27 protein-coding genes are annotated in these 24,708 nt (G+C 68.9%); 16 read left to right on the top strand and 11 right to left on the bottom strand.

Translation table 11 applies throughout. The annotated features are described in order from the left end of the window. Nucleotides 1-5 precede the first annotated feature (5 nt). From MUN33_RS03925 to MUN33_RS03915, 3 genes are read left to right on the top strand one after another with little or no spacing between them, the layout of a single operon-like run. Complete coding sequence (locus MUN33_RS03925; RefSeq protein ID WP_244803605.1) at nucleotides 6-275, top strand: MoaD/ThiS family protein; 270 nt, start codon at nucleotides 6-8, stop codon at nucleotides 273-275. Then, nucleotides 276-917 (top strand): NTP transferase domain-containing protein, encoded by a 642-nt coding sequence (locus MUN33_RS03920; protein WP_244803604.1) that lies wholly within the window; start codon nucleotides 276-278, stop codon nucleotides 915-917. It begins immediately after the preceding gene. After that, on the top strand, nucleotides 914-2,143 hold the full coding sequence (locus MUN33_RS03915; protein WP_244803603.1) for a molybdopterin molybdotransferase MoeA: 1,230 nt from the start codon (nucleotides 914-916) through the stop codon (nucleotides 2,141-2,143). Before MUN33_RS03920 ends, MUN33_RS03915 begins: the two co-directional genes overlap by 4 nt. 49 nt (nucleotides 2,144-2,192) lie before the next feature. Here MUN33_RS03915 and MUN33_RS03910 read toward each other — a convergent pair whose 3' ends face one another. The 4 genes from MUN33_RS03910 to modA all read right to left on the bottom strand — a co-directional run bounded on the left by MUN33_RS03910 (nucleotide 2,193) and on the right by modA (nucleotide 5,372). Beyond that, nucleotides 2,193-2,729, bottom strand: a complete 537-nt coding sequence (locus tag MUN33_RS03910) for an HPP family protein (RefSeq protein WP_244803602.1) — start codon at nucleotides 2,727-2,729, stop codon at nucleotides 2,193-2,195. Further along, nucleotides 2,726-3,616, bottom strand: coding sequence for a LysR family transcriptional regulator (locus MUN33_RS03905; protein ID WP_244803601.1), 891 nt, complete (start codon nucleotides 3,614-3,616; stop codon nucleotides 2,726-2,728). The genes MUN33_RS03910 and MUN33_RS03905 overlap by 4 nt, the downstream gene beginning before the upstream one ends. Before the next feature lie 87 nt (nucleotides 3,617-3,703). Next, nucleotides 3,704-4,507 carry an ABC transporter permease gene (locus MUN33_RS03900; protein WP_244803600.1) on the bottom strand — a complete coding sequence of 268 codons (804 nt, stop codon included), beginning with the start codon at nucleotides 4,505-4,507 and terminating at the stop codon, nucleotides 3,704-3,706. Further along, nucleotides 4,497-5,372: a molybdate ABC transporter substrate-binding protein gene (modA, locus tag MUN33_RS03895; RefSeq protein ID WP_244803599.1), complete on the bottom strand. Its 876-nt coding sequence runs from the start codon at nucleotides 5,370-5,372 to the stop codon at nucleotides 4,497-4,499. The genes MUN33_RS03900 and modA overlap by 11 nt, the downstream gene beginning before the upstream one ends. 204 nt (nucleotides 5,373-5,576) lie before the next feature. On the opposite strand from modA, the gene moaA reads away from it, so the two are divergent. Continuing rightward, complete coding sequence (moaA, locus tag MUN33_RS03890) at nucleotides 5,577-6,659, top strand: GTP 3',8-cyclase MoaA (protein WP_244803598.1); 1,083 nt, start codon at nucleotides 5,577-5,579, stop codon at nucleotides 6,657-6,659. A gap of 46 nt (nucleotides 6,660-6,705) precedes the next feature. On the opposite strand, the gene MUN33_RS03885 is transcribed toward moaA, so the two are convergent. From MUN33_RS03885 to MUN33_RS03875, 3 genes are all read right to left on the bottom strand, one after another. After that, nucleotides 6,706-8,676, bottom strand: coding sequence for a BCCT family transporter (locus MUN33_RS03885; RefSeq protein ID WP_244803597.1), 1,971 nt, complete (start codon nucleotides 8,674-8,676; stop codon nucleotides 6,706-6,708). A 61-nt stretch (nucleotides 8,677-8,737) separates the two neighbouring features. After that, nucleotides 8,738-10,207: an NAD-dependent succinate-semialdehyde dehydrogenase gene (locus tag MUN33_RS03880; protein WP_244803596.1), complete on the bottom strand. Its 1,470-nt coding sequence runs from the start codon at nucleotides 10,205-10,207 to the stop codon at nucleotides 8,738-8,740. 33 nt (nucleotides 10,208-10,240) lie between these two features. Next, nucleotides 10,241-11,203 carry a flavin reductase gene (locus MUN33_RS03875; RefSeq protein ID WP_244803595.1) on the bottom strand — a complete coding sequence of 321 codons (963 nt, stop codon included), beginning with the start codon at nucleotides 11,201-11,203 and terminating at the stop codon, nucleotides 10,241-10,243. Nucleotides 11,204-11,428: 225 nt separating this feature from the next. On the opposite strand from MUN33_RS03875, the gene MUN33_RS03870 reads away from it, so the two are divergent. From MUN33_RS03870 to MUN33_RS03840, 7 genes are read left to right on the top strand one after another with little or no spacing between them, the layout of a single operon-like run. Continuing rightward, entirely contained in the window at nucleotides 11,429-12,148 is a 720-nt protein-coding gene (locus MUN33_RS03870; protein ID WP_244803594.1) for a GntR family transcriptional regulator, read from the top strand. After that, nucleotides 12,145-12,777: an amino acid synthesis family protein gene (locus MUN33_RS03865; RefSeq protein ID WP_244803593.1), complete on the top strand. Its 633-nt coding sequence runs from the start codon at nucleotides 12,145-12,147 to the stop codon at nucleotides 12,775-12,777. The genes MUN33_RS03870 and MUN33_RS03865 overlap by 4 nt, the downstream gene beginning before the upstream one ends. Continuing rightward, a complete protein-coding gene (locus tag MUN33_RS03860; protein WP_244803592.1) occupies nucleotides 12,777-13,331 on the top strand; it encodes an amino acid synthesis family protein in 555 nt (184 codons plus the stop codon). Before MUN33_RS03865 ends, MUN33_RS03860 begins: the two co-directional genes overlap by 1 nt. Before the next feature lie 12 nt (nucleotides 13,332-13,343). Beyond that, the gene (locus tag MUN33_RS03855; protein WP_244803591.1) at nucleotides 13,344-14,114 is read left to right on the top strand and encodes an alpha/beta fold hydrolase; all 771 of its coding nucleotides are present in this window, start codon (nucleotides 13,344-13,346) and stop codon (nucleotides 14,112-14,114) included. A gap of 54 nt (nucleotides 14,115-14,168) precedes the next feature. Further along, nucleotides 14,169-15,653 (top strand): aldehyde dehydrogenase, encoded by a 1,485-nt coding sequence (locus tag MUN33_RS03850; protein ID WP_244803590.1) that lies wholly within the window; start codon nucleotides 14,169-14,171, stop codon nucleotides 15,651-15,653. Between the two features lie 8 nt (nucleotides 15,654-15,661). Next, nucleotides 15,662-15,850 carry a tautomerase family protein gene (locus MUN33_RS03845; protein WP_244803589.1) on the top strand — a complete coding sequence of 63 codons (189 nt, stop codon included), beginning with the start codon at nucleotides 15,662-15,664 and terminating at the stop codon, nucleotides 15,848-15,850. Nucleotide 15,851: 1 nt separating this feature from the next. Continuing rightward, nucleotides 15,852-16,898, top strand: a complete 1,047-nt coding sequence (locus MUN33_RS03840) for an LLM class flavin-dependent oxidoreductase (protein ID WP_244803588.1) — start codon at nucleotides 15,852-15,854, stop codon at nucleotides 16,896-16,898. A gap of 68 nt (nucleotides 16,899-16,966) precedes the next feature. On the opposite strand, the gene MUN33_RS03835 is transcribed toward MUN33_RS03840, so the two are convergent. The 4 genes from MUN33_RS03835 to rplN all read right to left on the bottom strand — a co-directional run bounded on the left by MUN33_RS03835 (nucleotide 16,967) and on the right by rplN (nucleotide 19,598). Beyond that, nucleotides 16,967-18,202, bottom strand: a complete 1,236-nt coding sequence (locus MUN33_RS03835; protein WP_244803587.1) for a molybdopterin molybdotransferase MoeA — start codon at nucleotides 18,200-18,202, stop codon at nucleotides 16,967-16,969. Between the two features lie 131 nt (nucleotides 18,203-18,333). After that, on the bottom strand, nucleotides 18,334-18,906 hold the full coding sequence (rplE, locus tag MUN33_RS03830) for a 50S ribosomal protein L5 (RefSeq protein ID WP_244803586.1): 573 nt from the start codon (nucleotides 18,904-18,906) through the stop codon (nucleotides 18,334-18,336). Next, complete coding sequence (gene rplX / locus MUN33_RS03825) at nucleotides 18,906-19,220, bottom strand: 50S ribosomal protein L24 (protein ID WP_038546349.1); 315 nt, start codon at nucleotides 19,218-19,220, stop codon at nucleotides 18,906-18,908. The genes rplE and rplX overlap by 1 nt, the downstream gene beginning before the upstream one ends. 3 nt (nucleotides 19,221-19,223) lie before the next feature. Further along, nucleotides 19,224-19,598, bottom strand: coding sequence for a 50S ribosomal protein L14 (rplN, locus tag MUN33_RS03820; RefSeq protein ID WP_244803585.1), 375 nt, complete (start codon nucleotides 19,596-19,598; stop codon nucleotides 19,224-19,226). Between the two features lie 717 nt (nucleotides 19,599-20,315). Between rplN and MUN33_RS03815 the strand changes: the two genes are divergently transcribed. The 5 genes from MUN33_RS03815 (at nucleotide 20,316) to MUN33_RS03795 (ending at nucleotide 24,675) form a co-directional block, all read left to right on the top strand. Beyond that, on the top strand, nucleotides 20,316-20,660 hold the full coding sequence (locus MUN33_RS03815; protein WP_244803584.1) for a hypothetical protein: 345 nt from the start codon (nucleotides 20,316-20,318) through the stop codon (nucleotides 20,658-20,660). Between the two features lie 466 nt (nucleotides 20,661-21,126). After that, nucleotides 21,127-21,450: a hypothetical protein gene (locus MUN33_RS03810; protein WP_244803583.1), complete on the top strand. Its 324-nt coding sequence runs from the start codon at nucleotides 21,127-21,129 to the stop codon at nucleotides 21,448-21,450. A gap of 152 nt (nucleotides 21,451-21,602) precedes the next feature. Continuing rightward, a complete protein-coding gene (locus MUN33_RS03805; protein WP_244803582.1) occupies nucleotides 21,603-22,676 on the top strand; it encodes a FecCD family ABC transporter permease in 1,074 nt (357 codons plus the stop codon). Next, nucleotides 22,673-23,830: a FecCD family ABC transporter permease gene (locus MUN33_RS03800; protein ID WP_244803581.1), complete on the top strand. Its 1,158-nt coding sequence runs from the start codon at nucleotides 22,673-22,675 to the stop codon at nucleotides 23,828-23,830. The genes MUN33_RS03805 and MUN33_RS03800 overlap by 4 nt, the downstream gene beginning before the upstream one ends. Next, entirely contained in the window at nucleotides 23,827-24,675 is an 849-nt protein-coding gene (locus MUN33_RS03795; protein ID WP_244803580.1) for an ABC transporter ATP-binding protein, read from the top strand. Before MUN33_RS03800 ends, MUN33_RS03795 begins: the two co-directional genes overlap by 4 nt. Nucleotides 24,676-24,708 lie beyond the last annotated feature (33 nt).

Below are 24,708 nucleotides of genomic sequence, written 5' to 3'. Positions count from 1 at the left end.
GAGGCATGGTTGAGATCCGATACTTCGCCGCCGCCCGGGCGGCCCGCGGTACCGCGGGCGAGGAGGTCCCCGCCGACGGCACCCTCGCCGACCTCCTCGACGACCTCGGCAGACGCCACACCGGGGCGACCGCCGGGGGGATGACGTTGGCCGGGATCTTCGACCGGTGCAGCTTCCTCGTCGACGGGCGGACGGTCACCCGGCCGGACGCGGCGACGGCCTCCCTGGACGGGGTGGGACGTGTCGACGTCCTGCCGCCGTTCGCGGGAGGGTAGATGGCCGACCACACCGGCCGCACCGTCCATACCGTCCATGCCGTTATCGTCGCCGGTGGTGCCGGCTCGCGTCTGGCGGCGTCGGCACCGGAGGACGCGGTGGCGGACCTGCCCCGCAAGCCGTTGCTCCCGGGACCGGACGGGCGACGGCTGATCGACCGGGTGCTCGACGCCACGGCGTCCTGCGTCGGCCGTGTCGTGGTCGCACCACCGCTGGACCTGCCGGGGCTGCCCGCCGACGTCGTGGTGACGCAGGAGGACCCGCCCCTGGCGGGACCTGCGGCGGCCCTCGCCGCGGGGGTCGCGGCGTTGCAGGGCAGCCGGACGGTCGCCGACACCGACCTCGTCCTCCTGCTCGCCGCCGACCTGGTGGACCCGGCGGAGTCGGTGGAGGTGCTGCTGGCGGCCGCGCTGGAGGAGCCCACCGGATGCGTCGGCACCGTCGACGGGCGGATGCAGCCGCTGCTCAGCGTGGTGCGCTCCGGTGCCCTCCGCGCGGCGGTCGACGGCAGGGACTTCACCGATGCCCCGGTCATGGCGCTGCTGCGCCGGCTGGACCTGCGGGAGACGGCGCTGCCGTCCGCCGCGGACATCGACACCTGGGACGACGCCGTGACCCACGGCTACGGAAGGACATCATGACCCACACACCGGTGACCTGGGACGCGGCCCGCGCCCGGGTCCTCGACGCCTGCCGCACGCCCGGCACACCGCCCCGCACCGTGCACCGCTCCCCCGTCCCCGGCGACGTGACCGCCGCACCGGTGAGCGCCCCGGTGGACGTGCCGCACTACACGTCCTCGGCGATGGACGGCTTCGCGGTGAACGGCCCTGGGCCGTGGGAGTTGCTCGCCCTGCCGGTGACCGGGGCACGCGGACGGAACGTGCACAACACCGGCGGCGCGCTGGACGTCGGCCAGGCGCTGCCGGTGCTGACCGGGTCCCTGCTGCCGGAGGGGACGACGGCGGTGGTGCGTTCGGAGAACAGCCAGGTCAGCGGCACCGACGACACCGACGCTACCGACGGGGCCGGGCCGTCCCTCACGGCCGACTACCCCGGCGACGGACGGGACATCCGCCCGGCCGGTCAGGAGTGGGCGGCCGGCGAGACCCTGGTCGACGCCGGTGTGGTGCTGGGCCCCGGGCACTGCGCGATGCTCGCCCTCTGCGGTGTCGACGGTGTCGACCTCGTGGCCCCTCCGCGGGTGGCGTGCGCGTTCACCGGCAACGAGGTCGTCACCCACGGTGTCCCCGCGCCCGGTGAGGTCCGCGACGCCTTCGGGGTGTCCTTCCCGGCGTTGTTGTCCGGCTGGGGTGCCGAGGTCGTCCGCGCCGACCGGGTCCCGGACGACCCGGTGGCGGTCGAGGACTGGCTGCGGTGCCCGGACGTGCAGGACGCCGACCTGGTCGTCATGACCGGCGGTTCGGGCCGATCCGGCCAGGACTTCGCGCGCCGTTTCATCACCCGCGTCGCCGACGAGGTCCTCGCCGACGAGATCGCCTGCCAGCCCGGGCATCCGACGCTGATCGTCCGGCGCTCCGGCCAGCTGGTCTTCGGCGTGCCGGGGAATCCTTTCGCCGCGCATGCCGCGCTGCACTCCTTCGTCGCCCCGGCGGTCGCGGTGCTGTCCGGCCGTGGCGCCACCGGGGCCGCGGACCTGGGGCGCGGGACGACGACGGACGCCGTCGGCCCGCTGCGCCGCGACCGGGTGCGGCTGCTGCCCACCCGGGTGGACGGCGACGGACTCACCCCGGTGCCCGGCGCCCACTCCCACATGCTCAGCGGATACGCGGTGGCCGACGCCCTGGCGGTCGTCCCGTCCGACGGGCTCTCCCCCGGGGACCCCGTGCGTTACATCCGTCTCTGAACGATCTGCCGCGACGGCGGGCGGTGGGACGGCGGCCGGAGGGGTGCCGTCATCTCCCCCAGACGCGGTCGTCGACCACCGCGCGGTAGACGATGCCCAGCACCGCGACGGCGAGCGCGCTGACGAGCACGGGTTCGAGCAGGTAGTGCCAGGATTCCCCACCGGCGGTCACCAGTACGGGCATCGTCGCGGCCGGCGGGTGGAGCACCCGGAGGCCGGTCATCAGCAGCGACACCGCGCCGGTCGCCAGGGCCAGCGACCACCAGTCCGACGGCAGGTAGGAGAACAGGATGATCGACGTCGCCGTCGACAGGAGGTAACCGCCGACGACGTTCAGGGGCTGGGACAACGGGGCCGCCGGCAGGATGAACAGCAGGACGCAGGTCGCCCCGAGACTCGCCACGAAGAAGGGGTGGCCGGACAGCTCGCTGAGCCCGCTGAGCAGTGCCACGGCCACGGTCACGGCGACCGACGACACGAGGAGCCCACCCCACGGCATCCGGGGCTGCGTCGGGGTGACCAGTCCCCTCAGCCAGCTCAGCACTGTCAGCCGGCTCAGGGTTGTCAGCCCCTTCCGCGCGCTCACGCGCCCGCCGCCTCGTCGAGGGCACCGATCAGCATCGACCGTGGACGCGTGTCGAGCCGCACCAGCGCCACGTCCATCTCGACCGTCGGTGTGCTCAACGGCAGGGAGACGAGGTCCCCGGACTCGACGCCGGAGGACGGGACCACCGACACCCAGTGGCCCGTCGCCGCCAGGGCGCGCAACGCACTGATGGACGTGGTCTCCACCGCGGGGATCACCGATGCCCCGGCCTCCGCCATGGCGCGGTCGAATCCGGTCCTGGCGAGCATGTCGCGCCCCAGCAGGGCGACGGGCAGCTGCTCCAGGTCGGCGCCGGTGACATGGCCGTCGAAGCGGTCCATCGTCTCCCTGCGGCCGACGACGCTGAAGGACACCGAGCCCAGCGCGGTGAGCCGGACGGCACCCTGGCGCCCGGCACGGGTGTGTCCGCCGGCGGCTGCGGGGTGGATGACGCCGGCGTCGAGTTCGTGGTCGAGCACCCGGGAGACGATGTCCTCGCTGGTGAGGTTGGCGACGAGCTCGACGTGGACCGACGGGTTGGCGTCGACGAGGCGGCCCAGGACCTCCGCGGCACGGTCGGCGGCCGACGGGATCGCCCCGAAGCGGAGCGTGGCGTCCAGGTTGCCCCGCCGGTGGGCGAGGTCCTGCTCCAGCGAGCGCTGGTCGGCGTTGATCCGTTGGGCGTAGTCGAGGACGAGGCGCCCCTCCGCGGTGAGTCCGCGGTAGGTCGACTTCCCTCGGTTGACCAGCGGGAAACCCACCTCGGCCTCGAGCTTGCGGATGGCCTCGGACAGGGTCGAGGTGGACACGTAGCAGGATTCCGCGGCACGGCCGAAGTGTTCCTCCCGGGCGAGGGCCTCGAAGTAGGCGAGTTGCGACAGCAGCATGGTTGAGAACCTACCTGAACGGGAGTGTCAGGTTATACCTTTCAGGAAAATATATCCGTACGGCATCACCGAACGATGGTTCGGGTCCTACCGCTGCGTCCGACGCACCAGGACGACGCCACCGACGACGAACACGTAGATGCCGATGAGCAGGATGCATGCGCCCAATGCACGGTCCATGTCGTTGGCGCTGAGGCCGAGTTCGACGAGCAGCGGGATGGTCCGGGTCTGCCCGGCGACGTTACCGGCGAAAGTGAGCGTCGCCCCGTACTCCGACAACGCCCGGGCGAAACTCAGCACGGTTCCGGCGGCGATGCCCGGCCAGGCCACGGGGACGAGCACACGACGGACCGTCTGCCAGCGCGACGCACCGTCCAACGCGGCGGCCTCGGACAGCGCCACCGGGATACCGCGCAGCGCGGTGACCGTGGTGGACACGAAGAACGGCAGGGAGACGAACACCTGCACCACGACCACGGCGAGGGAGGTGTAGGCGACATGGACACCGAGGTCCCCGAGCCAGCCGCCGACCAGACCCCGCCGCCCCCAGAAGAACACCAGGGCCAGGCCCGAGACCACCGGGGAGAGCACCAGCGGCGCGTAGACGACCAGTTGGACGACCTCCCCCCTACCCGGGTGCCGGCGCGTGAGCTCCGCCAGCCACACCGACAACGGCAGGCCGAGGACGATGCACAGGACCGTGGCCACTGACGCGGTGACCAACGACAGCGTCAGCGACTGCACCGCCGCCGGGGCGGTGACGAGCTCCACCGCCCGCTCCCAGGGGATGTTCAGCAGCAGGGCGACCAGTGGCCCGGCCAGCAGCACCACCGCGACCAGCGCGATGCACGCGAGGGCCGCGGGGACGGCGGTGACGGGTTTACGCTGCACCGAAACCGTAGGACGCCAGGATGTCACGGGCGCGGTCGGACGTCAGCCACCGGAGGAACGCGACGGCGGTGTCATTGTCATCCCCGTCGGTGGACAGGGCCGCAGGGTAGGTGTTGGGCTCGACACCGTCGAGGTCGAAGACCTCCACGGCGCCGTCGGCGGAGTTCTTCTGCAGCGCCTCCGCGTCCGTGGAGTAGATGAAGCCGACATCCGCCTCACCCGTGGCCAGTTTCGTGGAGACGTCGGAGACATTCGCCTCCTCGGACACGGTCGACGGGCCCAGCCTGTGCCCGTCGGCCTCACGGCGGTCGAGGTAGTCGTTGGCGAGGGTGCCGCAGGGCACGCCGTCGGCACAGACGGCGAGCCGGAAGTCCGCGGTGGTGGACAGGTCGTCGGGAGAGTCGAAACCCGCAGGGTTCCCCGGCGCGGTCGCCAGCACCAGGTGGTTGGTGGCGACGGTCTCCGGTTCGGCACCCTCGAACGCCCGCAGGTCCAGGGCGGCGTCCATGTTCTCCTCGTCGGCGCTGATGAGCACGTCGGCCTGCGCCCCCTGGCCGATCTGCCGGACCAGCGCGGAGGACCCGGCGAAGTTGAACTCCACCGACGCGCCGTCGTTGTCCTCGGCGAAGGCCGCGGCCAGGTCGTCCCCGGCGTTGTTCAGCGACGCCGCAGCGAAGACGGTGACCGTCCCGACGGACGTGCCGGACCCCGTGGAGTCCCCCGGGGCGGAACACGCGGAGGCGACGAGCAGACCGGCTCCGGCGACGGCGAGGCCGCACACACGGAGGGCGCCGCGGACGGCGGGTGCGTCAGGGCGGCTGTCACGACGACGGCGTGCGGTGCGGGGACCGGTGGTGACGGACATGGGGGCCAGCTCTCGGAAGTGACGCGGGGACAGGTACGCGGGACAATACTACCCGCCCCGGGGCCACGACCCCGGGGATGTACCGTCCGGACAACCTGCTGTACCGGACAGCCGTTCGGAGCTACCAGACGCCACTGGTTCGCAGCCGCCCCCTGTGCCAAGGTAGACCGGTAGACAACGACATCAATCCACGGAGGTGAACCGGTGACCGCTTCAACTGTATCGGCTGCGCCGACTGCACCGACTGCACCGACTCGGCTCCGCCTCACCGACCGGTGGGGCCGCACCGCCGACGACCTCCGCATCTCGCTGATCGACAAATGCAACCTGCGCTGCACCTACTGCATGCCCGCCGAGGGGCTGCCGTGGCTGAAGAAGGACGAGCTACTCACCGCGGAGGAGGCCGTCCGCCTCGCCGACATCGGTGTGCGCGTGCTCGGTGTGAAGGACATCCGCTTCACCGGTGGCGAGCCGTTGGTGCGCAAGGACCTCGCCGACATCGTCCGCGGCGTGCGCACGATGCACCCGGAGGTGTCGATCTCGATCACGACGAACGGCATCGGTCTGGACAAGCGTATCGACGAACTCGTCGACGCCGGGCTGACCCGGGTGAACGTGTCCCTGGACACCGTGGACCGGGAGACCTTCGCCAGGGTGACCAGGAGGGACCGGCTTCCCCAGGTCATCGCCGGGCTGGAGGCCGCGAAGGCGTCGGGGCTGGAACCGGTGAAGGTGAATGCCGTGGCGATGCGCGGGGTGAACGACGAAGGTGTGGTGGACCTGACCACGTGGTGTCTGGACCACGGGTACCAGCTGCGGTTCATCGAGCAGATGCCGCTGGACGCCGACCACTCCTGGGCCAGGAAGAACCTGGTCTCGGCGGCCGAGATACGTCAGCGGCTGTCCACGGTCTACGAACTCACCGAGGACCCTGTGCCCCGCGGGTCCGCCCCGGCACAGTTGTGGGAGGTCCGTCCACGTGGCGCCTCGCCGGACTCGACCGCCCTGGGCAAGGTCGGGATCATCGCCTCGGTGACCGAGTCGTTCTGTGCGGCGTGCTCCCGCACCCGCATCACCGCCGACGGCCGCGTACGCAGCTGCCTGTTCTCCCAGGAGGAGACCGACCTGATGGGCCTGCTGCGTGGCGGCGCCGACGACGAGGACGTGGCCCGGACCTGGGCCACCGCCATGTGGGGCAAGCCCCGGGCCTACGGTTCCGACGCCGTCACCCTGAACGACCCGGAGTACGTGCAGCCCGAGCGCACCATGAGCGCGATCGGGGGCTGACGGCGACCGCCGTGCCCCCCCGGCCACGGTGCGGTCGCGCTGTCCGTCAGGGCGTTCGGGTGTCACCCCGACCGTCACCGGGATCGTCGGCCGGGTCGTCGGCCGAGTCACTGTCCGCCCATTCCCCTGAGGCGTAGTCGTAGGTGATCTCGTTGCCGTCCTCGTCGGTGCGTCGGTACCAGCCGGTCACCTTCTCGTCGGTCGAGTCGAAGTCCGCGCCCGCTCCCCTGCCGTCCGACGCGGCCGACACCTCCAGTTCGAAGTCGTCGCCGTGTTCCTCGAGTCCCTTGATCACGGCGTTCTGGATGACGTTCTGGGCGTAGGTCCTCCTGATGGCCGCGGGGTCGGTCGAGAGGTCCTTGATGAACGACACGGCGATCCCGACGAGCACCAGCGAGAACGGGATCGCCACGAGGTACGTCAGGCTCTGCAGTCCGGTCAGCGCCGTCTCACCGCCCGAGAGCAGCATGACCACCGCGATCCCGGTCATGCACAGGCCCCAGAACACGACGATGACTTTGCGGGGCCGCGGGTTGCCCCGTTCAGAGAGCGTCCCCATCACCGTGGACGCCGAGTCCGCCGACGTGATGAAGAAGATCGCGAGAACCACCATCAGGAGGATCCCGGTGATGGCCCCCAGAGGAAGCTCGTTGAACAACGAGAACAGGACGTTCTGCGGGGATGCCGACCCGTCGAAGCCTTCCCGCCCTTCCCTGTTGAAGCTGATGGCGGTGCCACCGAAGACGGTGAAGGCGAGGATGAGGATGAACGTCGGCGCGAGCGTCGTGACGATCGCGAGTTCACGGATCGTGCGGCCCCGTGAGATCCGGGCGATGAATGTCCCCACGAAGGGCGTCCAGGCGATCCACCAGGCCCAGTAGAACGCCGTCCACATCGCCTGGAACTCGATGGTCTCGTCTCCCCACGACAGTCCCCTGCTCATCATGTCCAGCATGTTGTCGGCGTAGTTGAGGATGCCGGCCGGGATCAGGTTGAGTAGGAAGAGCGTGGGCCCGAGGAGGAACACGAAGAGGACGAGCCCGAGGGTCAACGTGACGTTGATGTTCGACAGGTAGCGGATGCCGCGGGCGACACCGGACACCGCGCTGATGATGAACCCCAGTGACAGCACGCCCACCACGGCGATGAGCACGGTGTTCGTGACCTCACCGACACCGGAGATGATCTCGACGCCTTGTCCGATCTGGATGGCGGACAGTCCGAGCGTCGCCGCCGTCCCGAAGAGGGTGGCGATGATGGCCATGATGTCGACGAGACGCCCCGCCAGTCCCTCTGTCTGCCGTTGGCCGAAGAGGGACCGGAAGAGTGAGCTGATCAGTGTCACCCGTCCCCGCCGGTACGAGCTGTAGGCCAGGGCGCCGCCGACCATCGCGTAGAGGCCCCAGATGAACAGCCCCCAGTGGAAGTGGGACTGCGCCATGGCACGGTGCAGCGCGGCAGGGGTCTCACCCTCCACGGTCTCCGGTGGAGGAGACAGGTAGTGCGACAACGGCTCCGACGGGCCGAAGAAGAAGATGCCCACGCCGATCCCGGCGCCGAACATCATCGCGACCCAGGAGAACCTGGAGAACTCGGGCTTCTCGTCGTCCTTGCCGAGCTTGATCTTCCCGAAGCGGGAGAAGGCCAGGTAGGCCATGACGATCACGCCGAGCATCATCGTACTATTGAGCAGCCACCCGAAGTGTTCGAGCGACCACGCGAATACTGTCGACGCGACGTCGCCCACGGTCGCGGGGCTCACGATTCCCCAGGTGATGAAGGAGACCATGAGGACTGCGGCGACCCCGAAGACCGTCCTGTCCAGGCCGAACCGGTTGCGCTGTTCCTCGACGCTGATACCCGGGACCAGCCCGGGGTGCAGGTCATGCGGGTACAGCCCGACGGTGCCTTGGGTCCTCGAGGTCCGGAGCTTATCGACGGGGTTGATCGACGGTCGGTTGCGACCTCGTCGTCGGTGACCGCCCGGATGTTCCGTGTTGTCGGGTTTGTCGTTCATGTCAGGGATCCTGTCTCTGTGTTGAATGGAGCCGGAAGTCGACCCACGTGGCTACCGGTGCCTACCCGGCGTAGGGGTCGGGTTGTCCGATGTACTGCACCGACGAGTACTCCGCGATGCCCTCAGCACCACCCTCACGACCCATCCCGGACTGCTTGACCCCACCGAACGGCGCCGCCGCATTAGAGATCACCCCCGCGTTGAACCCCATCAACCCGAACTCCAACCCGTCGGCCATCCGGTACATCCGCGACGGATCCTGCGAGAACACATACGAGGCCAACCCGAACTCGGTGTCATTGGCCATCACGACCGCCTCGGCCTCCGAACCGAAGGTGACGATCGGAGCAATCGGCCCGAAGATCTCCTCCCGCAACACCCGGGCTTCCCGGGGCGCATCGACGATCACCGTCGGGGCGAAGAAGAACCCCGGCCCCGGCACCGGGCCCCCACCGACACGCACCCGGCCACCACGGGCCACGGCATCATCGACCAACGACTGCAGGTTCGCCACCGCCTTGGCCTCGATCATCGGGCCGATATCGGTACCGGCAGCCATACCGTCACCGACACGCAGTGCGGCCATTTTCGCGGCGAACTTCTCGGTGAACTCCGCCGCGATGGCCTCATGGACCAGGATACGGTTACCCGCGGTACACGCCTCACCACCGTTGCGCGTCTTCGCCGCCAGGGCCCCGTCGACGGCCTGGTCGATGTCGGCGTCCTCGAAGACGATCACCGGGGCGTTACCACCGAGTTCCATCGAGGTACGCAGCACATTGTCGGCCGCGGCCTTGAGCAGGTTGACCCCCACCGGGGTCGACCCGGTGAACGAGAGTTTGCGCAACCGCGGGTCGGCCAGCAGCGGTGCCGAGACCTGTGCGGCACTGGCGGAGGCAACCACGTTGAGTACTCCGGCGGGCAGGCCGGCGTCGATCATCGTCTGGGCGAGGTACTGGGCGGTCAGTGGGGTGAGTTTGGCGGGTTTGAGCACCATGGTGCAGCCGGCGGCGATGGCCGGGGCGATTTTGCGGGTCGCCATAGCCAACGGGAAGTTCCACGGGGTGATCAGCAGGCACGGGCCGACGGGTTTGTGCCGGGTGGTCATGCGCAGGGTGCCTTCGGGCACGGTGGTGTGGTGGCCGTAGTGGCGGACGGTTTCCTCGGCGAACCAGCGTAGGTACTCGGCGCCGTAGGTGACCTCGCCGCGGGCCTCGGCCAGGGGTTTGCCCATTTCCAGGGTCATCAGGGTCGCGAAGGTCTCGGCGCGGTCGTGGACCAGGTCGAAGGCGCGGCGCAGGATCTCGGAGCGGGTCCGTGGGCTGGTGCGGGCCCAGTCGGTTTGGGCGGCGCAGGCGGCGTCGAGGGCGGCGAGGGCGTCGTCGCTGGTGGCTGAGGCGACGGTGGCGAGGTGTTGTTCGGTGGCGGGGTTGGTGACGTCGAAGGTGGTGTTGTCGGAGGCGTCGCGCCAGTCACCGTCGATCAGCAGGCCGGTGGGTACCTCGGACAGCAACGCGGTCAGATCGGTCATGGTGGTGGTTCACCTTTCGGGGTGCTGGCCGGCTCAGTCGAGCGGGGTCAGGTCGGAGCTGTGGAAGAACTGTCCGGCCTTGTAGATGATGGGGTCGTCGTCGGTGGCTTCCGCCGAACGCACCCGGCCGACGAAGATCGTGTGCGTGTGCGCCTGGAAGCGCTCCTTGATCTCCACCTCGATCGAGGCTGACGAACCGTCCAGCAGCGGGGACCCGTTCGGCCCCTGGTGCCAGTCGAGGTCGGCGAATTTGTCCGCCCCCTTGGAGGCGAAGGTCCGGAGGGTCTCCCGCTGGCCACCACCGAGGATGTTGATGCCCATGTGGCTGGCCTGGAACAGGGACGCGTAGGTCGACGAGGACTTCTGCACGCAGACCATGACCAACGGCGGTTCCAGTGACACCGAGTTGTAGGAGTTCACAGCGAGTCCGCGCGGCTTACCGTCGGCGTCCATGGCGGTCACCACGGTGACCCCGGTGATGAACTGACGGTTGAAGGCCTTCAGCGCCTCCGTGGTGGGCCGCCCGTCCAGGTTGTCGCTGACCGACTCGTTCTCCTGGTCGAAGGCCGAGCTGAGCGACTTGAGGCCGAGGTCCGCGAGCAGGGCGCTGGGGTCCCACGTCGCCTCCTCGAGGATGATCCTCCCCGCGTCGAAGGTCAGCAGGTTGGAGCCGTGGGTGACGACGCTGGTCCCGGTCGGCGGGACGTCACCGAGGGGTTCGGTGAACGTCCCGGTGGAGTGCCAGTACACCGCGGCCTTGCAGTCACGGTCGTCACCGTCGATGACGATGTGGTCGACGACGGTGGTCAGGTCCGGGAACGCCGCACGGATCCCCAGGATCTCGGTCTTGATCGCCTCCAGGTCGAACAGACCGCCCGAGTGCGCGCTCTTACGACGGTAGTTCTCGTCGGTGAGCTGGTCGAAGACCGAGACGTCCCCCTTGTCCCATGCCGCGTGCCAGGCTTCGGTGATCGCTTTCTTCAGGTTGTGGCTCATGCCCACCTCTCTCCTCGGTACGTGTCGGGGTGCCGTGGATACCCGGAATCTCGCTTCTGTTGTATCCAACACCATGGTTGTGTTGCACACACAAAACCATAGAGAGTGTCGCGCGTCACGTCAACCACCACGGCGAAAGTCTGACTACCTGCAAATATGCACATCCATTCAGTAGTTTCCCCGCAGATCTTGCATCCAAGCGCCAACTCGGGCTACATTCCTTGTATGCAACAGACGACCACAACGACGGCGGCGACAGCAGCCGAACCGTCGCTCCACGAGAGGATCAGGGCCCGCATCGTCACCGGCGAGTTCGCTCCGGGCGAGCAGATCCCGGAGACCGCCCTCGCCGAGGAGTACGGCGTCAGCCGCACCCCTGTCCGGGAGGCGCTCAAGGCCCTGCAGATGATCGGGCTGGTCGAGATCCGGCCGCGGGTGGGCACATTCGTCAGGGAGCCGACCCGTCGCGAGATCATCGAACTCTTCCAGCTCAAGGAGTCGCTTGAAGGGCTGGCCGCGAGCCTCATGGCCCAACGGGGCCGGGTACCTGAACTCGATGTCCTCGAGCGCAACGTCCTCGAGTCCGACGACGCCGCGCGCGCCGGTGACAGCGCCCGGTACGCCAGGCTGGTCAGCGAGTTCCACTGGACCCTCGTCCGGGGTGCAGACAACGAGAAGCTCTACGAGACCTACGGCTGGCTGATGAACCAGCTGGCGTACGACCATCTCGTCAAGAAGACGGTGACCGACCCCCAGCGGCTGACGGAGTCCGACCGGGAGCACCACCACGTGCTGGCCGCGATCCGGGACAAGGACCCCTACGGCGCGGAAGCGGCGATGCGGGCGCATGTCGGGGCGTCGAGCCGGGCAGCGCTCTACCAGAGCTTCGGCGACGACTTCGGACGAGGAGTCCCCGCCGGGCACCACACAGAGGAGGAAGAATGACGGAGAAGCCGACAACATTCGAGGAACTGGGCGCCAGCCTCGGTATACGCAGACTCACCCTGGTCCACGAGGAGGTCGTCTCGGAGGCCGGCACCGAACTCACCCGGCCTGTCCAGAAGGCCGCGGCGATCGCGGTGCTGCGTAACCCGTGGACCGGTACCGGACCGGACCGCGACCTCTCGCCCGAGACCCGTACGATCGCCCCGGTCCTCGCGGCGCTCCTGTCGCAGCGGCTGACGGATTCGCTGGGTGGCGCGGACAACATCGAGGCCTTCGGCAAAGCCGCACTCGTCGGCACCGGGGGCGAGCTCGAACATGCCGGGGCGCTGGTCCACACCCCGTACTTCGGCAATCTCGTCCGCGAGCTGCTCGGCGGCACCTCCATCATCTGCTTCACCGACGGCAGGGTCCCGGAGGGCACGTCCGTGCACGTCCCGATGTGGCACAAGACCCACGCCGCCAACCGGGACCACTACCAGACCATCGACGTGGACCTCGCCGACGCCCCGCACGCGGACGAGATCTGCGTCATCGCAGCGGCGTCCACCGGTCCCCGGCCATTCCCCCGGATCGGCGACCGGCGTACCGACCAGCCCGTCACCACCGACATCCTGAAAGGACTTATCTAATGGAACTCCGTAAGATCACCACCACCGTCGACGAGATCTTCTCCGAGGGGGGCCGCAGTGTCGAACCGGCGAAGCGTGTCGTCGTCGTCGCGGCCGTCATCAGGAACCCGTGGGCGGGTCAGGGCTTCGTCGAGGACCTCGCCCCCGGTATCGAGGCGACGGCCTCGGACCTCGGCGCGCTGCTGGCTCCCCGGGTGATGGAGGCTCTCGGGGTCCCCCTCGAGGCGTACGGCAAGGCTGCGATCGTCGGGACCAACGGCGAGATCGAGCACGGTTCCGCCCTGATCCACACGCTGAAGTTCGGCAACCACTTCCGCGACGCCGCCGACGCGTCCACCCTCCTCCCCGCCGTGGAGCGGCGGGGCGTGTCGGGGACCCCGTTCGACATGCCTCTCAAGCACTTCACCGACGCCACGATCCGCTCGCACCACCAGACCGTGGAGTGCCGGGTCGCCGACGCGCCCCACCCGGACGAGATCCTCATCGCCCTGGGCGGCACCGGGACCGGACGCCCGCAGCAGCGGCTCGCGGACCTCTCGACCGAGACGAAGTAACAGGTCGTCGCCATGGGACAGCCCATCGTCCTCCTCCACGGCGTCGGTCTCGACGCCAGCATCTGGGACTCGGTCATCGCCGCCCTGACCGACGGTGGACAGGTCGACGCCGACTCCGTCGTCGCCCTCGACCTCCCCGGGCACGGGGACCGGCCACCGCTGGACAGCCCGGTGGGTCTCGCCGAGTTGGCCGGGGATGTCGTCGGGCGGCTGCCCGGCGACCCCGGTGAGCCCGTCCACCTGGTCGGGTTCTCGCTCGGCTCACTCATCGCCCAGTACATCGCGGTGCACTGTCCCGAACGGGTGTCGTCCCTCACCTGCGTCAGTTCCGTCTGCGCCAGGACCCCGGAGGAATCCGCCGCTGTCCGACAGCGTCTGAACACGGCGGCGGAGGATTTCCCGCTCAGCGCGAACCGGGCCCTGGAGCGTTGGTTCCCCGATGACGCCGGACTGCCGGACGCCCCGGCACTCCGGGAACGGACGCGGAGGATACTCCTGGCCAACGACGTCGACTCCTACCTCCACGCCTACCGCGTCTTCGCGGAGGGAGACAGGGACCTGGCGGACGACCTCCACCGGATAGACGTCCCCGTCCTGGCCGTCACCGGCGAACTCGACCCCGGGTCGACCCCGGGGATGAGTCACCGCATCGCCGAACGCATCCCGGGGACGCCTGTCCACGTGATCGGCGGAGCACGCCACATGGTTCCCGACACCCACCCGGAGGATGTCGCGGCCCTGATCCGGGAGAACGTCGGACGCGCCGCGGATCTGCGCCGTTGACGTCCCACCGTTGACGTCCCACGTCTGACACACCACTACCGAGAGGAGCACCACATGACTGAACGCCTCACCCACTTCATCAACGGCGAACACCACGCCCCGGCGAACGGCGAGTACTTCGCCTCGACGAACCCCACGACGCTCGACACCCTCTACGAGGTCGCACGCGGATCGGCCGAGGACGTCGCCGCCGCGGTGGCCTCCGCCGACGCCGCTTTCCGCCACCGGTCATGGGCCGGGCTCACCGCGACGAAACGTGGGCACCTGCTGCGGCGCCTCGGCGACCTGATCGGCGAGAACGGACCCGAGCTCGCCCGGTACGAGAGTCTGGACAACGGCAAACTCCTGCGCGAGATGACCGGCCAGCTCAAGAACGTACCGGAGTACCTCTACTACTACGCGGGCCTGGCCGACAAGGTCCAGGGATCGCAGATCCCCGCCTCCTCGCTGGACATCATCAACTTCACCATGCGCGAGCCCCTGGGGGTGGTCGGTGCGATCACCCCGTGGAACTCTCCGCTCACACTGACGATCTCCAAGCTCGCCCCGGCGCTCGCGGCAGGAAACACACTGGTCATCAAGCCGAGTGAGTACACCTCGCGGACGATCCTGCGGTTGGCCGAGCTCGCTGTCGAAGCGGGCTTCCCCGCCGGCGTCGTCAACGTGGTGACCGGGTACGGGGCCGAAGCAGGTGCTGCGCTCGTCGACTCCCCGGAACTGGCGAAGATCTCGTTCACCGGGTCGACGGGGACCGGCTCGCACATCGCCTCCAGCGCCGCGTCCCGGTTCATCGGCTGCACCCTGGAACTCGGTGGCAAGAGCCCCAACATCGTGTTCGGCGACGCCGACATCGACAACGCCGCGATGGGCGCCGTCGCCGGTATCTTCGCCGCCGCCGGGCAGACCTGTATCGCCGGGTCCCGGATCTTCGCCCACCGGAGCATCCACGACGAGCTCCTCGAGAAGATCACCCACCGCGCGTCGACCATCAGGATCGGTGACCCACTGGCCGACGACACCGAACTCGGCCCCCTCGCCTTCGAGGACCAGCTGAACAAGGTGAAGTCCTACGTCGACATCGGCGTCGGTGAAGGCGCCACCCTGCATTACGGGGGAACCCGCCCGGAAGGGCTGGACCTCCCCGGTTACTTCCTCTCCCCCACCGTCCTGACCGGCGCGACCAACGACATGCGGGTCTGCCGCGAGGAGATCTTCGGTCCCGTCGCCGCGGTGATCCCCTTCGACACCGAGGAGGAGGTGCTCCGCCTGGCGAACGACACCGACTACGGCCTCGCCGCCGGCGTCTGGACGTCCAACCTCCAGCGTGCGATGCGCATGTCGCAGTCCCTGGAGGCCGGCACGGTGTGGGTGAACACCTACCGTGCCATGTCCCCGATGTCACCCCGGCAGGGTTTCAAACAGTCCGGGGTCGGTGTGGAGCACGGCATCGAGTCGATGAACGAGTACACACGCCTGAAGTCCGTGTGGATCAACACCGACGAGGGGCCCGTCGCCGACCCGTTCGTCATGAGGGGGTAGGACACGCCATGCCCCTGATCGACGTCTCCATCGCCGAAGGCAGGACGCCGGAACAGCTCCGCGACCTGATCGACGGCCTCCACCGGGTCGCGGAGTCCACCGTCGACGCCGCCCCGGAGAACATCACCGTCATCGTCCGGGAGGTGCCCCACCACCTCTGGGCACGGACCAACACCACCATCGCGGAAAGGAACTGACATGCGATTCTCACTGTTCATCCACATGGAGCGCTGGGACGACTCCATCAGCCACGAAGAGCACTGGAACAACCTCGTCGAGTTGGTGACGATGGCCGAGGCTGGCGGCTTCGGTACCGTCTGGACCGGCGAGCACCACTCCATGGAGTACACGGTCGCACCCAACCCGATGGTCGCCCTCGCCTCCCTCGCCGCACACACCAGCACCATCCGTCTGGGTGCGGGCACCATCATCGCGCCGTTCTGGAACCCGATCCGTGCAGCCGGCGAGACCGCCCTCCTCGACGTCATCAGTGGCGGCCGGGCGGAACTGGGTGTCGCCCGCGGTGCCTACCAGTTCGAGTTCGACCGCCTGGCCGGTGGGCTGTCCGCCAAGGACGGCGGAAGCTACCTGCGCGAACTCGTCCCGGCGGTGAAGAAGCTCTGGGAGGGTGACTACGCGCACGACGGTGACCACTGGTCGTTCCCGGTGTCCACCTCGGTCCCGAAGCCGGTGCAGGCCGCCGGGCCGAAGACCTGGGTGGCCGCCCGCACACCGGAGACCCACGAGTTCGCCGTCGCGAACGGATGCCATGTCCAGGTCACCCCGCTGATGAAGGGCGACGAGGAGGTCCAGGACCTCAAGGACAAGTTCGACGCGGCTGTCGCAGCGCACCCGGAGGCGGACCATGACCCCGAGATCATGGTCCTGCGGCACACCTACGTCCACTCACCGGATGATCCGGAAGGGTGGCATCCCGGGGCCGAGGCGGTCAGCCGTTTCTACCGCACCTTCAGCTCCTGGGCGTTCGGCAAGAAAGCCCCGGAGAACGGTTTCCTCGAGCCGCAGCCGTTGTCGTCGGTGGAGGACCGCCCGGAGTTCGACGTCGACGCGCTGCACCGTAGCGCGATGATCGGTACCCCTGCGGAGATCACCGAGCGCCTGAAGTCCTACGAGGAGATGGGCTACGACGAGTACGCCTTCTGGACGGACAACTCGATGTCCCACGAAGAGAAGAAGAAGTCCCTCCAGCTGTTCATCGACCACGTCGTCCCGAACTTCCGGTAGGGGCGCCGGGCCCGACGATGCTCCGGGCACCTCCCCATCGCCCTCCGGCGGTGCCCTCCCCCGCACGGTCAGTCCAGCGGATATGCCTCCACGGTGTCCCCCGCGGCGAGCGAGGCACCGGCGGGTACCCGGAGCAGGACGTCCGCGGGCACGGACTGCGCCAGCAGGTGCGAGCCCGCCCCGCCGACCGGGGTGGCCAGCAGCCGCGCGGCGCGGTTCTCCGTCCGGGCGCGCAGGAAGCAGTCCTTCGCCGGCAGCCCCTGGACCGCCGTCGTGAGTTCGACGGTCACCGGATCCGCGGCATCGCCGAGGACCGGGGCGATGAACAGGCGGAAACTCACGGCGGTGGAGACCGGGTTCCCCGGCAGGCAGATGACGGGGACGCCCCGGAACCGGGCGAGCCCCTGGGGGCCTCCCGGCTGCTGTGCCACGTGGCCGAACCAGCTGTCCGACTCCTGCGAGAGGGTCTGGCGGACCACCTCGAAAGCGCCGTGGCTGATCCCTCCGCTGGTGACCACGGCGTCGGGGGTCGCCTTGGTGACGGCGTCGTCGAGGGCGGCGCGGAACGCCACCGGGTTGTCGGACGTGCGGACGGTACCGACGACCTCGATCCCGTGGACTCGGCACAGGGCCTCCAGCATCGGGCCGTTGGCGTCGCGGATCGTCGCGGCACCCGGGATGCGTGCACCATCTCCCCCGCCGGCGGTGATCTCGTCGCCGCCGGTGCAGACCACCACGCGTGCCGCCCGGTGCACCGGGACGGTGGCGATGCCCTGGGCGGCGGCGACACCGACCGTCCTCGGGTTCACCCGGTCACCGGCGCGGAACAGCACCTCTCCGGTCCGGATGTCCGTACCGCGGAGGCGCAGGAACTGCCCGGCGGGTGCCGCGGGCACCGTCACCTCGGCCGCCCCGAATACCGGGGGGTCGCATGTCTCGACCGGGACGACGGCCTCGGTGCCGGCGGGCAGACGCGCTCCGGTCATCACGGGGACGACGGCGTCACCGACGGCTCCGGCGGTGCCGGTGAGGATCTCGCGGGGATCGCTGCCGGCCGGGATCGTCCTGTCGACGCGGAAGGTGCCGCCGGCCCGGTGGCTCCCGGCGAGCGCGTAGCCGTCCATCTGCGAGTTGTCGAAACCCGGTGAGTCCTCGGCCGCCGTCACGTCCGCGGCGAGCCGTCGTCCCAACGCCAACGACGTCGGGACGTGGGTGACGCCGCGGACACCACGTCCGTCGACGAGGTCCCGGACGGCGGTGAGGTGCTGGTGCGGACTACGTGCGTGCTCGTGGTGCTGGTTCACCGTGACGACGTTACCGGTGCGGGACTGCCCAGGGCATCCGCAGGACGCGAAAACGCCGTCCCGGCCCCCTGCGTGCAGGGAGTCGGGACGGCGTCAGTGGCGTCGAGGTGTCCTCGATGCAGCCGGGAAGACTACTTCGCGGCGTTCTGGCCGGCCTCGAACGGGAAGCCGAGCTCGCGCAGCAGCGCGCGGCCTTCCTCGTTGTTGGTGGCGGTGGTCACCACGGTGATGTTCATACCGCGGGGACGGTCGATGGAGTCGACGTCGATCTCGTAGAACATGGACTGCTCGTTGAGACCGAAGGTGTAGTTGCCGTTGCCGTCGAACTGCTGGTCCGAGAGACCGCGGAAGTCGCGGATCCGGGGCAGGGCGACGGTCAGCAGACGGTCGAGGAACTCCCACATGCGGTCGCCACGCAGGGTGACGCGGGCGCCGATGGGCATGCCCTCACGCAGCTTGAAGTTCGAGATCGCCTTCTTGGCCTGGCGGATCTGCGGCTTCTGGCCGGTGATCAGGGTGAGGTCCTTGATGGCGCCGTTGATCAGCTTGGAGTCGCGGGCGGCCTCGCCGACACCCATGTTCACGACGACCTTGGTCACGCCGGGGATCTGCATGACGTTGTCGAAGTGGAACTCGTTGTTCAGGGTCTCCCGGATCTCGCCGCGGTAGCGGCTCTTCAGACGGGGGGTGTAGTTGTCGCTCATCAGATGTCCTTCCCGGTGCGGCGGGAGATGCGGATCTTCTTGCCGTCCTCATCGAAGCGGTAGCCGACGCGGGTGGGCTCGCCGTCAGCGTCGAGGACCATCACGTTGGACACGTGGATGGGTGCTTCCTGGGTGACGATGCCCTCGGACTCTGCACCACGCTCGGGTGCGGAGTTGACGACGTGCTTCTTGATGCGGTTGACACCCTCGACAAGAACCTTGTCGCGCTGCGGGTAGGCCTCGATGACCCGGCCCTTCGCGCCCTTGTCCGGGCCCGAGATAACCAGGACGGTATCGCCCTTACGGATCTTCATGGGTTAGAGCACCTCCGGAGCGAGAGAAACGATGCGCATGAAGCGCTTGTCACGCAGCTCGCGGGCGACCGGCCCGAAGATACGGGTGCCGCGGGGATCAGAGTTGTCGACACCCTTGATCAGGACGGCTGCGTTCTCGTCGAACTTGATGTAGGAGCCGTCCGGACGACGGGTCTCCTTCTTCGTGCGCACGATGACGGCCTTGACGATGTCGCCGGCCTTCACGTTTCCGCCGGGGGCTGCTTCCTTGACGGTGGCCACGACGACGTCGCCGATGCCGCCGGAGCGTCGGGTGGAGCCGCCGAGCACGCGGATGACCAGGATTTCCCGGGCTCCGGTGTTATCGGCGACCTTCAGACGCGATTCCTGCTGAATCACTTCTAGTCTCCTTGTAGACCTAGTAGTTCTGTGCGCGTGGGATTACCGACCCTCACGCGCGCGGTCCGTGCCTCTCCGTGGCCGCCCCAGGACCCCTCCCCGACGTACGCGCGGCACGGCCACACGACACGGTGGAGGAACCTGCGGACCACAGGCAACCGCCCAAGTATGCCACTGGTAGGGCGTGGGAACAAACCCGGACCGCACGGCCGTCCGGCGCGAGCACCTCCGCCGCAGACCCAGCCGCAACCCCGCGGGAAGGCATTCCCCACCCCCGAACGGCGGTATGTGCTGCATATCACAGTAACAGGTGTTATGGACTAGATTCACAATTATCACGACCGGAAGGACCCGCGGGGCACCTGCCTACGGAGAGCTCCGGGCGGCACCACCGATGCGATCCCCACCACATCCCCATACTACCCTCCACCTGGGAAGACGCGGTCTCCATCGCAGGCGGGACGGGCACATCACGGTGACGTCACCCGGGCGCCGAGGTAACCGGGAGATGAACATCCGGACTCCTCCGGATGACGCCCGCAAGGTCAGGTAAGCCTCTCACAACTCGCCGCACTTTTCCGCGGGGCGAAAGAAAGTGACTTACCCCACGACATACGCGTGCGCCACTGGTAACTTCTTCGACGAACGGCGGGACCCCCGCCTCCGCCCGGGAACTCTCCCCCGGACGGCCGCACAAGTTCAGTGAGGTACATACACATGTCCATCAAGAAGAGCCTGCTCGCCGCAGCCACCGCCGCCACCGTCACCATCGCCGGCACCGGCATCGCCGCCGCCCAGACCGACGAAGGCGGAAACGCCGAGACCCCCACTGAGGAGACCACCTCCTCCTCGAGCAGCCTCCCCACCCCCGACGAGGACGGCAACTTCGAGGGCTCCCTCGGCAGCGCCCAGGACGCCACCGAGATCCTCACCGTCATCAACGACTTCGGCGGTGCCGTCGCCGGCTCGATCAGCATCCTGCCGGACATCAATGACGCCGTGAACGACTTCAACGACATGGTCGCCGACATCTCCAGCAAGCTCCCGGCCCTGCCCTTCTGATTTCCAGCCGCACCATGCGGCACCCGCTCCCCCGCGGAGCACGGAACCCCTCACGGTCCTGACCACCCCGGTCAGGGCCGTTTCCTTATGCCTGCTCCTCATGTCCGTAACCCGACCCCTCCGACCGCCTGCCCCCCACGCCGACGCCAGGACGACGGTGATGTTGTTCTGTCTGTAGCACCTATTTCTTCCGTTGCACGCGCTGAGGAACGAAGGAACCCCCGCAAAGCCCCCCATAATGAGTGGTTCGGCCGCGACCCGGCAGAGTCGACAAAGACCATCATCACCGCAGGTAATCGGCGCTATTGCACCGCTCATACCCGTCACCGCCACACTGAGCGGCCTCAGCGGCCCGCTCGTGGTGTGGACGTTTTTCCACGAATATCAGACGATAGACCAGGTACATCGCCTTCTTTCGCGTCGGCATCTCAGCACCGGCGCACCCTGACTCAAGAGGAACACTCACATGAAGATCAAGAAGACCCTGCTCGCCGGCGCCACCGCCGCCACTGTCGCATTCGCCGGTGTCGGCGTCGCCTCCGCCCAGGACGGATCCTCCGACCTCCCCGGCTCCCTGACCTCCCTGTCGTCGGACGCCGGCACGGGCGAAGGCTCCGGCGAGGGCTCGTCCGACATCTCCGGTTCCCTCGACGACCTCTTCGCGGACGGCGGCATCCTCGGCTCCTTCGCTCCCGGCGAAGGTGACGACTGGATCGACGGCGTCAAGGGCATCAGCGCTGTCATCAGCCTGATCGTGGCCGCTGTCGGCCTGGGCGGCCTGTTCGTCTAAGCCCTCTGCCGCCCCGGAACACCCCGGGGAGCACCGCCCCTGCTTTCATTGCGCGAGGCTCACCTACCATCTAAGGTGAACCTATCCTCAAGCGTGACGGCAGGGGTTTTCCTGTGCCACCACGCTCGTCCACCACGAGTGAAAGGGGCCCGATGACGACGGGAACCACGGGAACCACCGGTGTCCCCGTCTCCGCGACAGCGGCCCTGCGGCACCGCAGGCTCCTCGGCCTGGCAGGCCTGGTCGCCCTCCTCGCCGTCGGCTTCCTGCTGAGCCTCGCCTACGGTTCCCGCGTCATCCCCGGTGACGTCCTTCTCGACGCGCTCCGTCAGCTGCCATCGGCCCTCGGCGACGACCGGATCGAGAACCCCGACCTCCAGGTCATCGCCGAACTCCGGTTCCCACGCACCCTGATCGGCATCGTCGTCGGCGCCGCCCTCGGTGTCGCCGGCGCCCTGATCCAGGGCCACACCCGCAACCCCCTGGCGGACCCCGGCATCCTCGGCATCTCCGCCGGGGCGTCACTGGCCGTGGTCACCAGTTTCGCGTTGTTCAACGTCACCGGCACCGGTGCGACCGCGGCCTGGGCCTTCGGCGGCGCGATGGCGGCGACGTTCGTGGTCTTCGGGCTGGCGTCGGTCGGTGGCGGGAACGTCCACCCACTGACCCTGATCCTCGGCGGAGCCGCCCTGAACGCCGTCCTCCAGTCGATCATCAGCGCCCTGGTCCTCACCGACGAGAACAACCTCGACCGCATGCGCTTCTGGACGGTCGGCTCGGTGGCGGGACGCGACATGGGGGTCTTCTGGGGCGTGCTCCCGGTCATCGTCGTCGGCCTGTTGCTCGCCTTCGCCACCGGCCCGCAACTCAACCTCCTCAACCTCGGGGACGACGTCGCCTCCGCGCTCGGGGTCAACACCCGCGCCGCCCGCGCCACCGGCATGGTCGTCATCGCCCTGCTGGCCGCCTCCGCCACCGCCGCCGCCGGACCGATCGCGTTCCTCGGCCTGGTGGTCCCCCACCTCGTCCGCGCCGTCACCGGCCCGGACTACCGCTGGATCCTCCCCTACTCCGCACTCGGCGGGGCGACACTGCTGATCTACGCCGACGTCCTCGGACGTCTCGTCGCCCGCCCCGGGGAGCTCCAGGTCGGTATCGTCCTCGCCTTCGTCGGCGCACCACTGTTCATCTACATGCTGGTGCGCAGAAAGGTCGTGCAACTGTGACCCCCACCGACACGACCACCGGCACGCCCGTCAGGAGCAGCCGGGTGCCGGGGCGCCCCGCGTTCCGGATCGGCGCACTGTCCACGGTGTGGCGGCCGCGGCAGGTCGCCGTCACCGTCGGCCTGGCCGTCGCCGCGGTCGTGCTGTTCCTGACGTCGATCTGTCTCGGTGACTACCCGCTGACCCCGGTCCGGGTCAGCGAGGTCATCGGGGCACGGTTCTTCGACGCACTGCACCTCAGCGTGCTCCGCGACCTCATCGTCGACCCCACCCGTATCGAGGAACTCGTCGTCTTCGAGTGGCGGATGCCCCGCTCGGTGAGCGGTGTCGCCGTCGGTGCCGCACTGGGACTGTCCGGTGCACTCACCCAGTCGGTCACCCGCAACGCCCTGGCCAGCCCGGACATCCTGGGCATCACCACCGGCGCCTCCGCGATGGCCGTGACCATCATCGTGCTCGGTGGCGGTGCCTCCGGCGGACTCGTCGGATGGCTGTCCGGGGTCGGCATCCCGGTCGCCGCCCTGGCCGGCGGGCTGCTCACCGGACTGGCGATCTGGGTCCTCGCCTACCGGCGGGGCATGGACCCCTTCCGTCTGGTCCTCTCCGGCATCATCATCTCGGCGCTGCTGATGGCCTACATCAACTTCCTGATGACCCGCGCCGATCTCCGCGACGCCGCCACGGCCCAACTGTGGCTGTCCGGGTCACTGAACGCCACGAACTGGACCCGGGCGCTGCCGGTCATCATCCTCGTGCTGGTCGGGGCACCGGTCTTCGCGTGGATCTCCTTCCAGCTCCTCGCCGGGGTCCTCGGCCCCGACGTCGCCCGGTCGCTCGGCCAGAACGTCACCGGGGTCCAGGTCGCGCTGCTGGTGTTCTCCGTGGCCCTGGCCGCCGTCGCCGTCTCCGCCGCCGGACCGATCGGCTTCGTCGCCTTCGTCTCACCGCAGATCGCCCAGCGCCTCTGCGGCCGCCCCACCCCGCCGCTGCTCGCCTCCGCCCTGTTCGGCGCCTGCCTGCTGGTCCTCGCCGACATGGCCACCCAGTCGCTGCTCCCCGTCGAACTCCCCGTGGGGCTGCTGACCTCCGCGGTCGGCGGACTGTTCCTGATCTACCTCCTCGTCCAGAACAACCGGAGGACCTCCACCGAATGAGTACCCAGACCCCGACCCTCACCCGGTCCAACACCATCACCGCCTCCGGACTCACCGTCGGTTACGGAAAGGGCACCCCGGTCATCGACGACCTGTCGCTGAGCCTCCCCGGGGGTGCGGTGACGACGATCATCGGCCCCAACGGCTGCGGCAAGTCCACGCTCCTGCGCTCGCTGGCCCGGCTGCTGCCCACCCGCTCGGGCGACGTCCACCTCGACGCCACCGACATCGGCGCGATGAAGCGCCGGGACCTGGCCAGGATCATCGGCGTCCTGCCGCAGTCACCGGTCGCACCACCCGGACTGCTGGTGTCCGACCTGGTCTCCCGGGGCCGGCACCCCCACCAGAGCTGGATCAGGCAGTGGTCGTCCACCGACGAGGAGGAGGTGACGGCGGCCCTCGAGATGACCTCCGTGGCCGACCTCGCCGACCGGCCGGTGGACTCGCTGTCCGGTGGCCAGCGCCAACGGGTGTGGATCTCCATGGTCCTGGCGCAGCACACCGACGTGCTCTTCCTCGACGAGCCGACGACCTACCTGGACCTCTCCCACTCCATCGAGGTCCTGGACCTGGTGCGCGAACTCCGCCGGCGGCTCGACCGCACCGTGGTCATGGTCCTACACGACCTCAACCTCGCGGTGCGGTACTCCGACCATCTGGTGGTCATGCGCGACGGCGCGGTCGAGGCCGCCGGCAGCCCCGCCGAGGTCATCACCCCGCGCCTGCTCAAGGACGTCTTCGACCTCGACGCCGTGGTCATCGACGACCCTGTCGTCGGCGGGCCCTTGATCGTCCCGTCCGCACCACCCGAGACCGGCGACCGCCCCGCCGGCACCGACCACTGAGCACCGAGTACCGAGCACCGAGCACCGGGAGGA

Source organism: Corynebacterium kalidii, from assembly GCF_022869005.1.
Taxonomy (GTDB): domain Bacteria; phylum Actinomycetota; class Actinomycetes; order Mycobacteriales; family Mycobacteriaceae; genus Corynebacterium; species Corynebacterium kalidii.
This window is presented reverse-complemented; position numbering and strand designations above follow the sequence as displayed.

Bases quoted from the DNA above. Each gene is read 5' to 3' on its own strand.
- MUN33_RS03925 (WP_244803605.1), top strand. From the start codon at position 6: ATGGTTGAGATCCGATACTTCGCCGCCGCCCGGGCGGCCCGCGGTACC.
- MUN33_RS03920 (WP_244803604.1), top strand. From the start codon at position 276: ATGGCCGACCACACCGGCCGCACCGTCCATACCGTCCATGCCGTTATC.
- MUN33_RS03915 (WP_244803603.1), top strand. From the start codon at position 914: ATGACCCACACACCGGTGACCTGGGACGCGGCCCGCGCCCGGGTCCTC.
- MUN33_RS03905 (WP_244803601.1), bottom strand. From the start codon at position 3,616: ATGCTGCTGTCGCAACTCGCCTACTTCGAGGCCCTCGCCCGGGAGGAA.
- modA (WP_244803599.1), bottom strand. From the start codon at position 5,372: ATGTCCGTCACCACCGGTCCCCGCACCGCACGCCGTCGTCGTGACAGC.
- MUN33_RS03885 (WP_244803597.1), bottom strand. From the start codon at position 8,676: ATGAACGACAAACCCGACAACACGGAACATCCGGGCGGTCACCGACGA.
- MUN33_RS03880 (WP_244803596.1), bottom strand. From the start codon at position 10,207: ATGACCGATCTGACCGCGTTGCTGTCCGAGGTACCCACCGGCCTGCTG.
- MUN33_RS03875 (WP_244803595.1), bottom strand. From the start codon at position 11,203: ATGAGCCACAACCTGAAGAAAGCGATCACCGAAGCCTGGCACGCGGCA.
- MUN33_RS03870 (WP_244803594.1), top strand. From the start codon at position 11,429: ATGCAACAGACGACCACAACGACGGCGGCGACAGCAGCCGAACCGTCG.
- MUN33_RS03865 (WP_244803593.1), top strand. From the start codon at position 12,145: ATGACGGAGAAGCCGACAACATTCGAGGAACTGGGCGCCAGCCTCGGT.
- MUN33_RS03860 (WP_244803592.1), top strand. From the start codon at position 12,777: ATGGAACTCCGTAAGATCACCACCACCGTCGACGAGATCTTCTCCGAG.
- MUN33_RS03855 (WP_244803591.1), top strand. From the start codon at position 13,344: ATGGGACAGCCCATCGTCCTCCTCCACGGCGTCGGTCTCGACGCCAGC.
- MUN33_RS03850 (WP_244803590.1), top strand. From the start codon at position 14,169: ATGACTGAACGCCTCACCCACTTCATCAACGGCGAACACCACGCCCCG.
- MUN33_RS03845 (WP_244803589.1), top strand. From the start codon at position 15,662: ATGCCCCTGATCGACGTCTCCATCGCCGAAGGCAGGACGCCGGAACAG.
- MUN33_RS03840 (WP_244803588.1), top strand. From the start codon at position 15,852: ATGCGATTCTCACTGTTCATCCACATGGAGCGCTGGGACGACTCCATC.
- rplE (WP_244803586.1), bottom strand. From the start codon at position 18,906: ATGAGCGACAACTACACCCCCCGTCTGAAGAGCCGCTACCGCGGCGAG.
- rplX (WP_038546349.1), bottom strand. From the start codon at position 19,220: ATGAAGATCCGTAAGGGCGATACCGTCCTGGTTATCTCGGGCCCGGAC.
- MUN33_RS03815 (WP_244803584.1), top strand. From the start codon at position 20,316: ATGTCCATCAAGAAGAGCCTGCTCGCCGCAGCCACCGCCGCCACCGTC.
- MUN33_RS03810 (WP_244803583.1), top strand. From the start codon at position 21,127: ATGAAGATCAAGAAGACCCTGCTCGCCGGCGCCACCGCCGCCACTGTC.
- MUN33_RS03805 (WP_244803582.1), top strand. From the start codon at position 21,603: ATGACGACGGGAACCACGGGAACCACCGGTGTCCCCGTCTCCGCGACA.
- MUN33_RS03795 (WP_244803580.1), top strand. From the start codon at position 23,827: ATGAGTACCCAGACCCCGACCCTCACCCGGTCCAACACCATCACCGCC.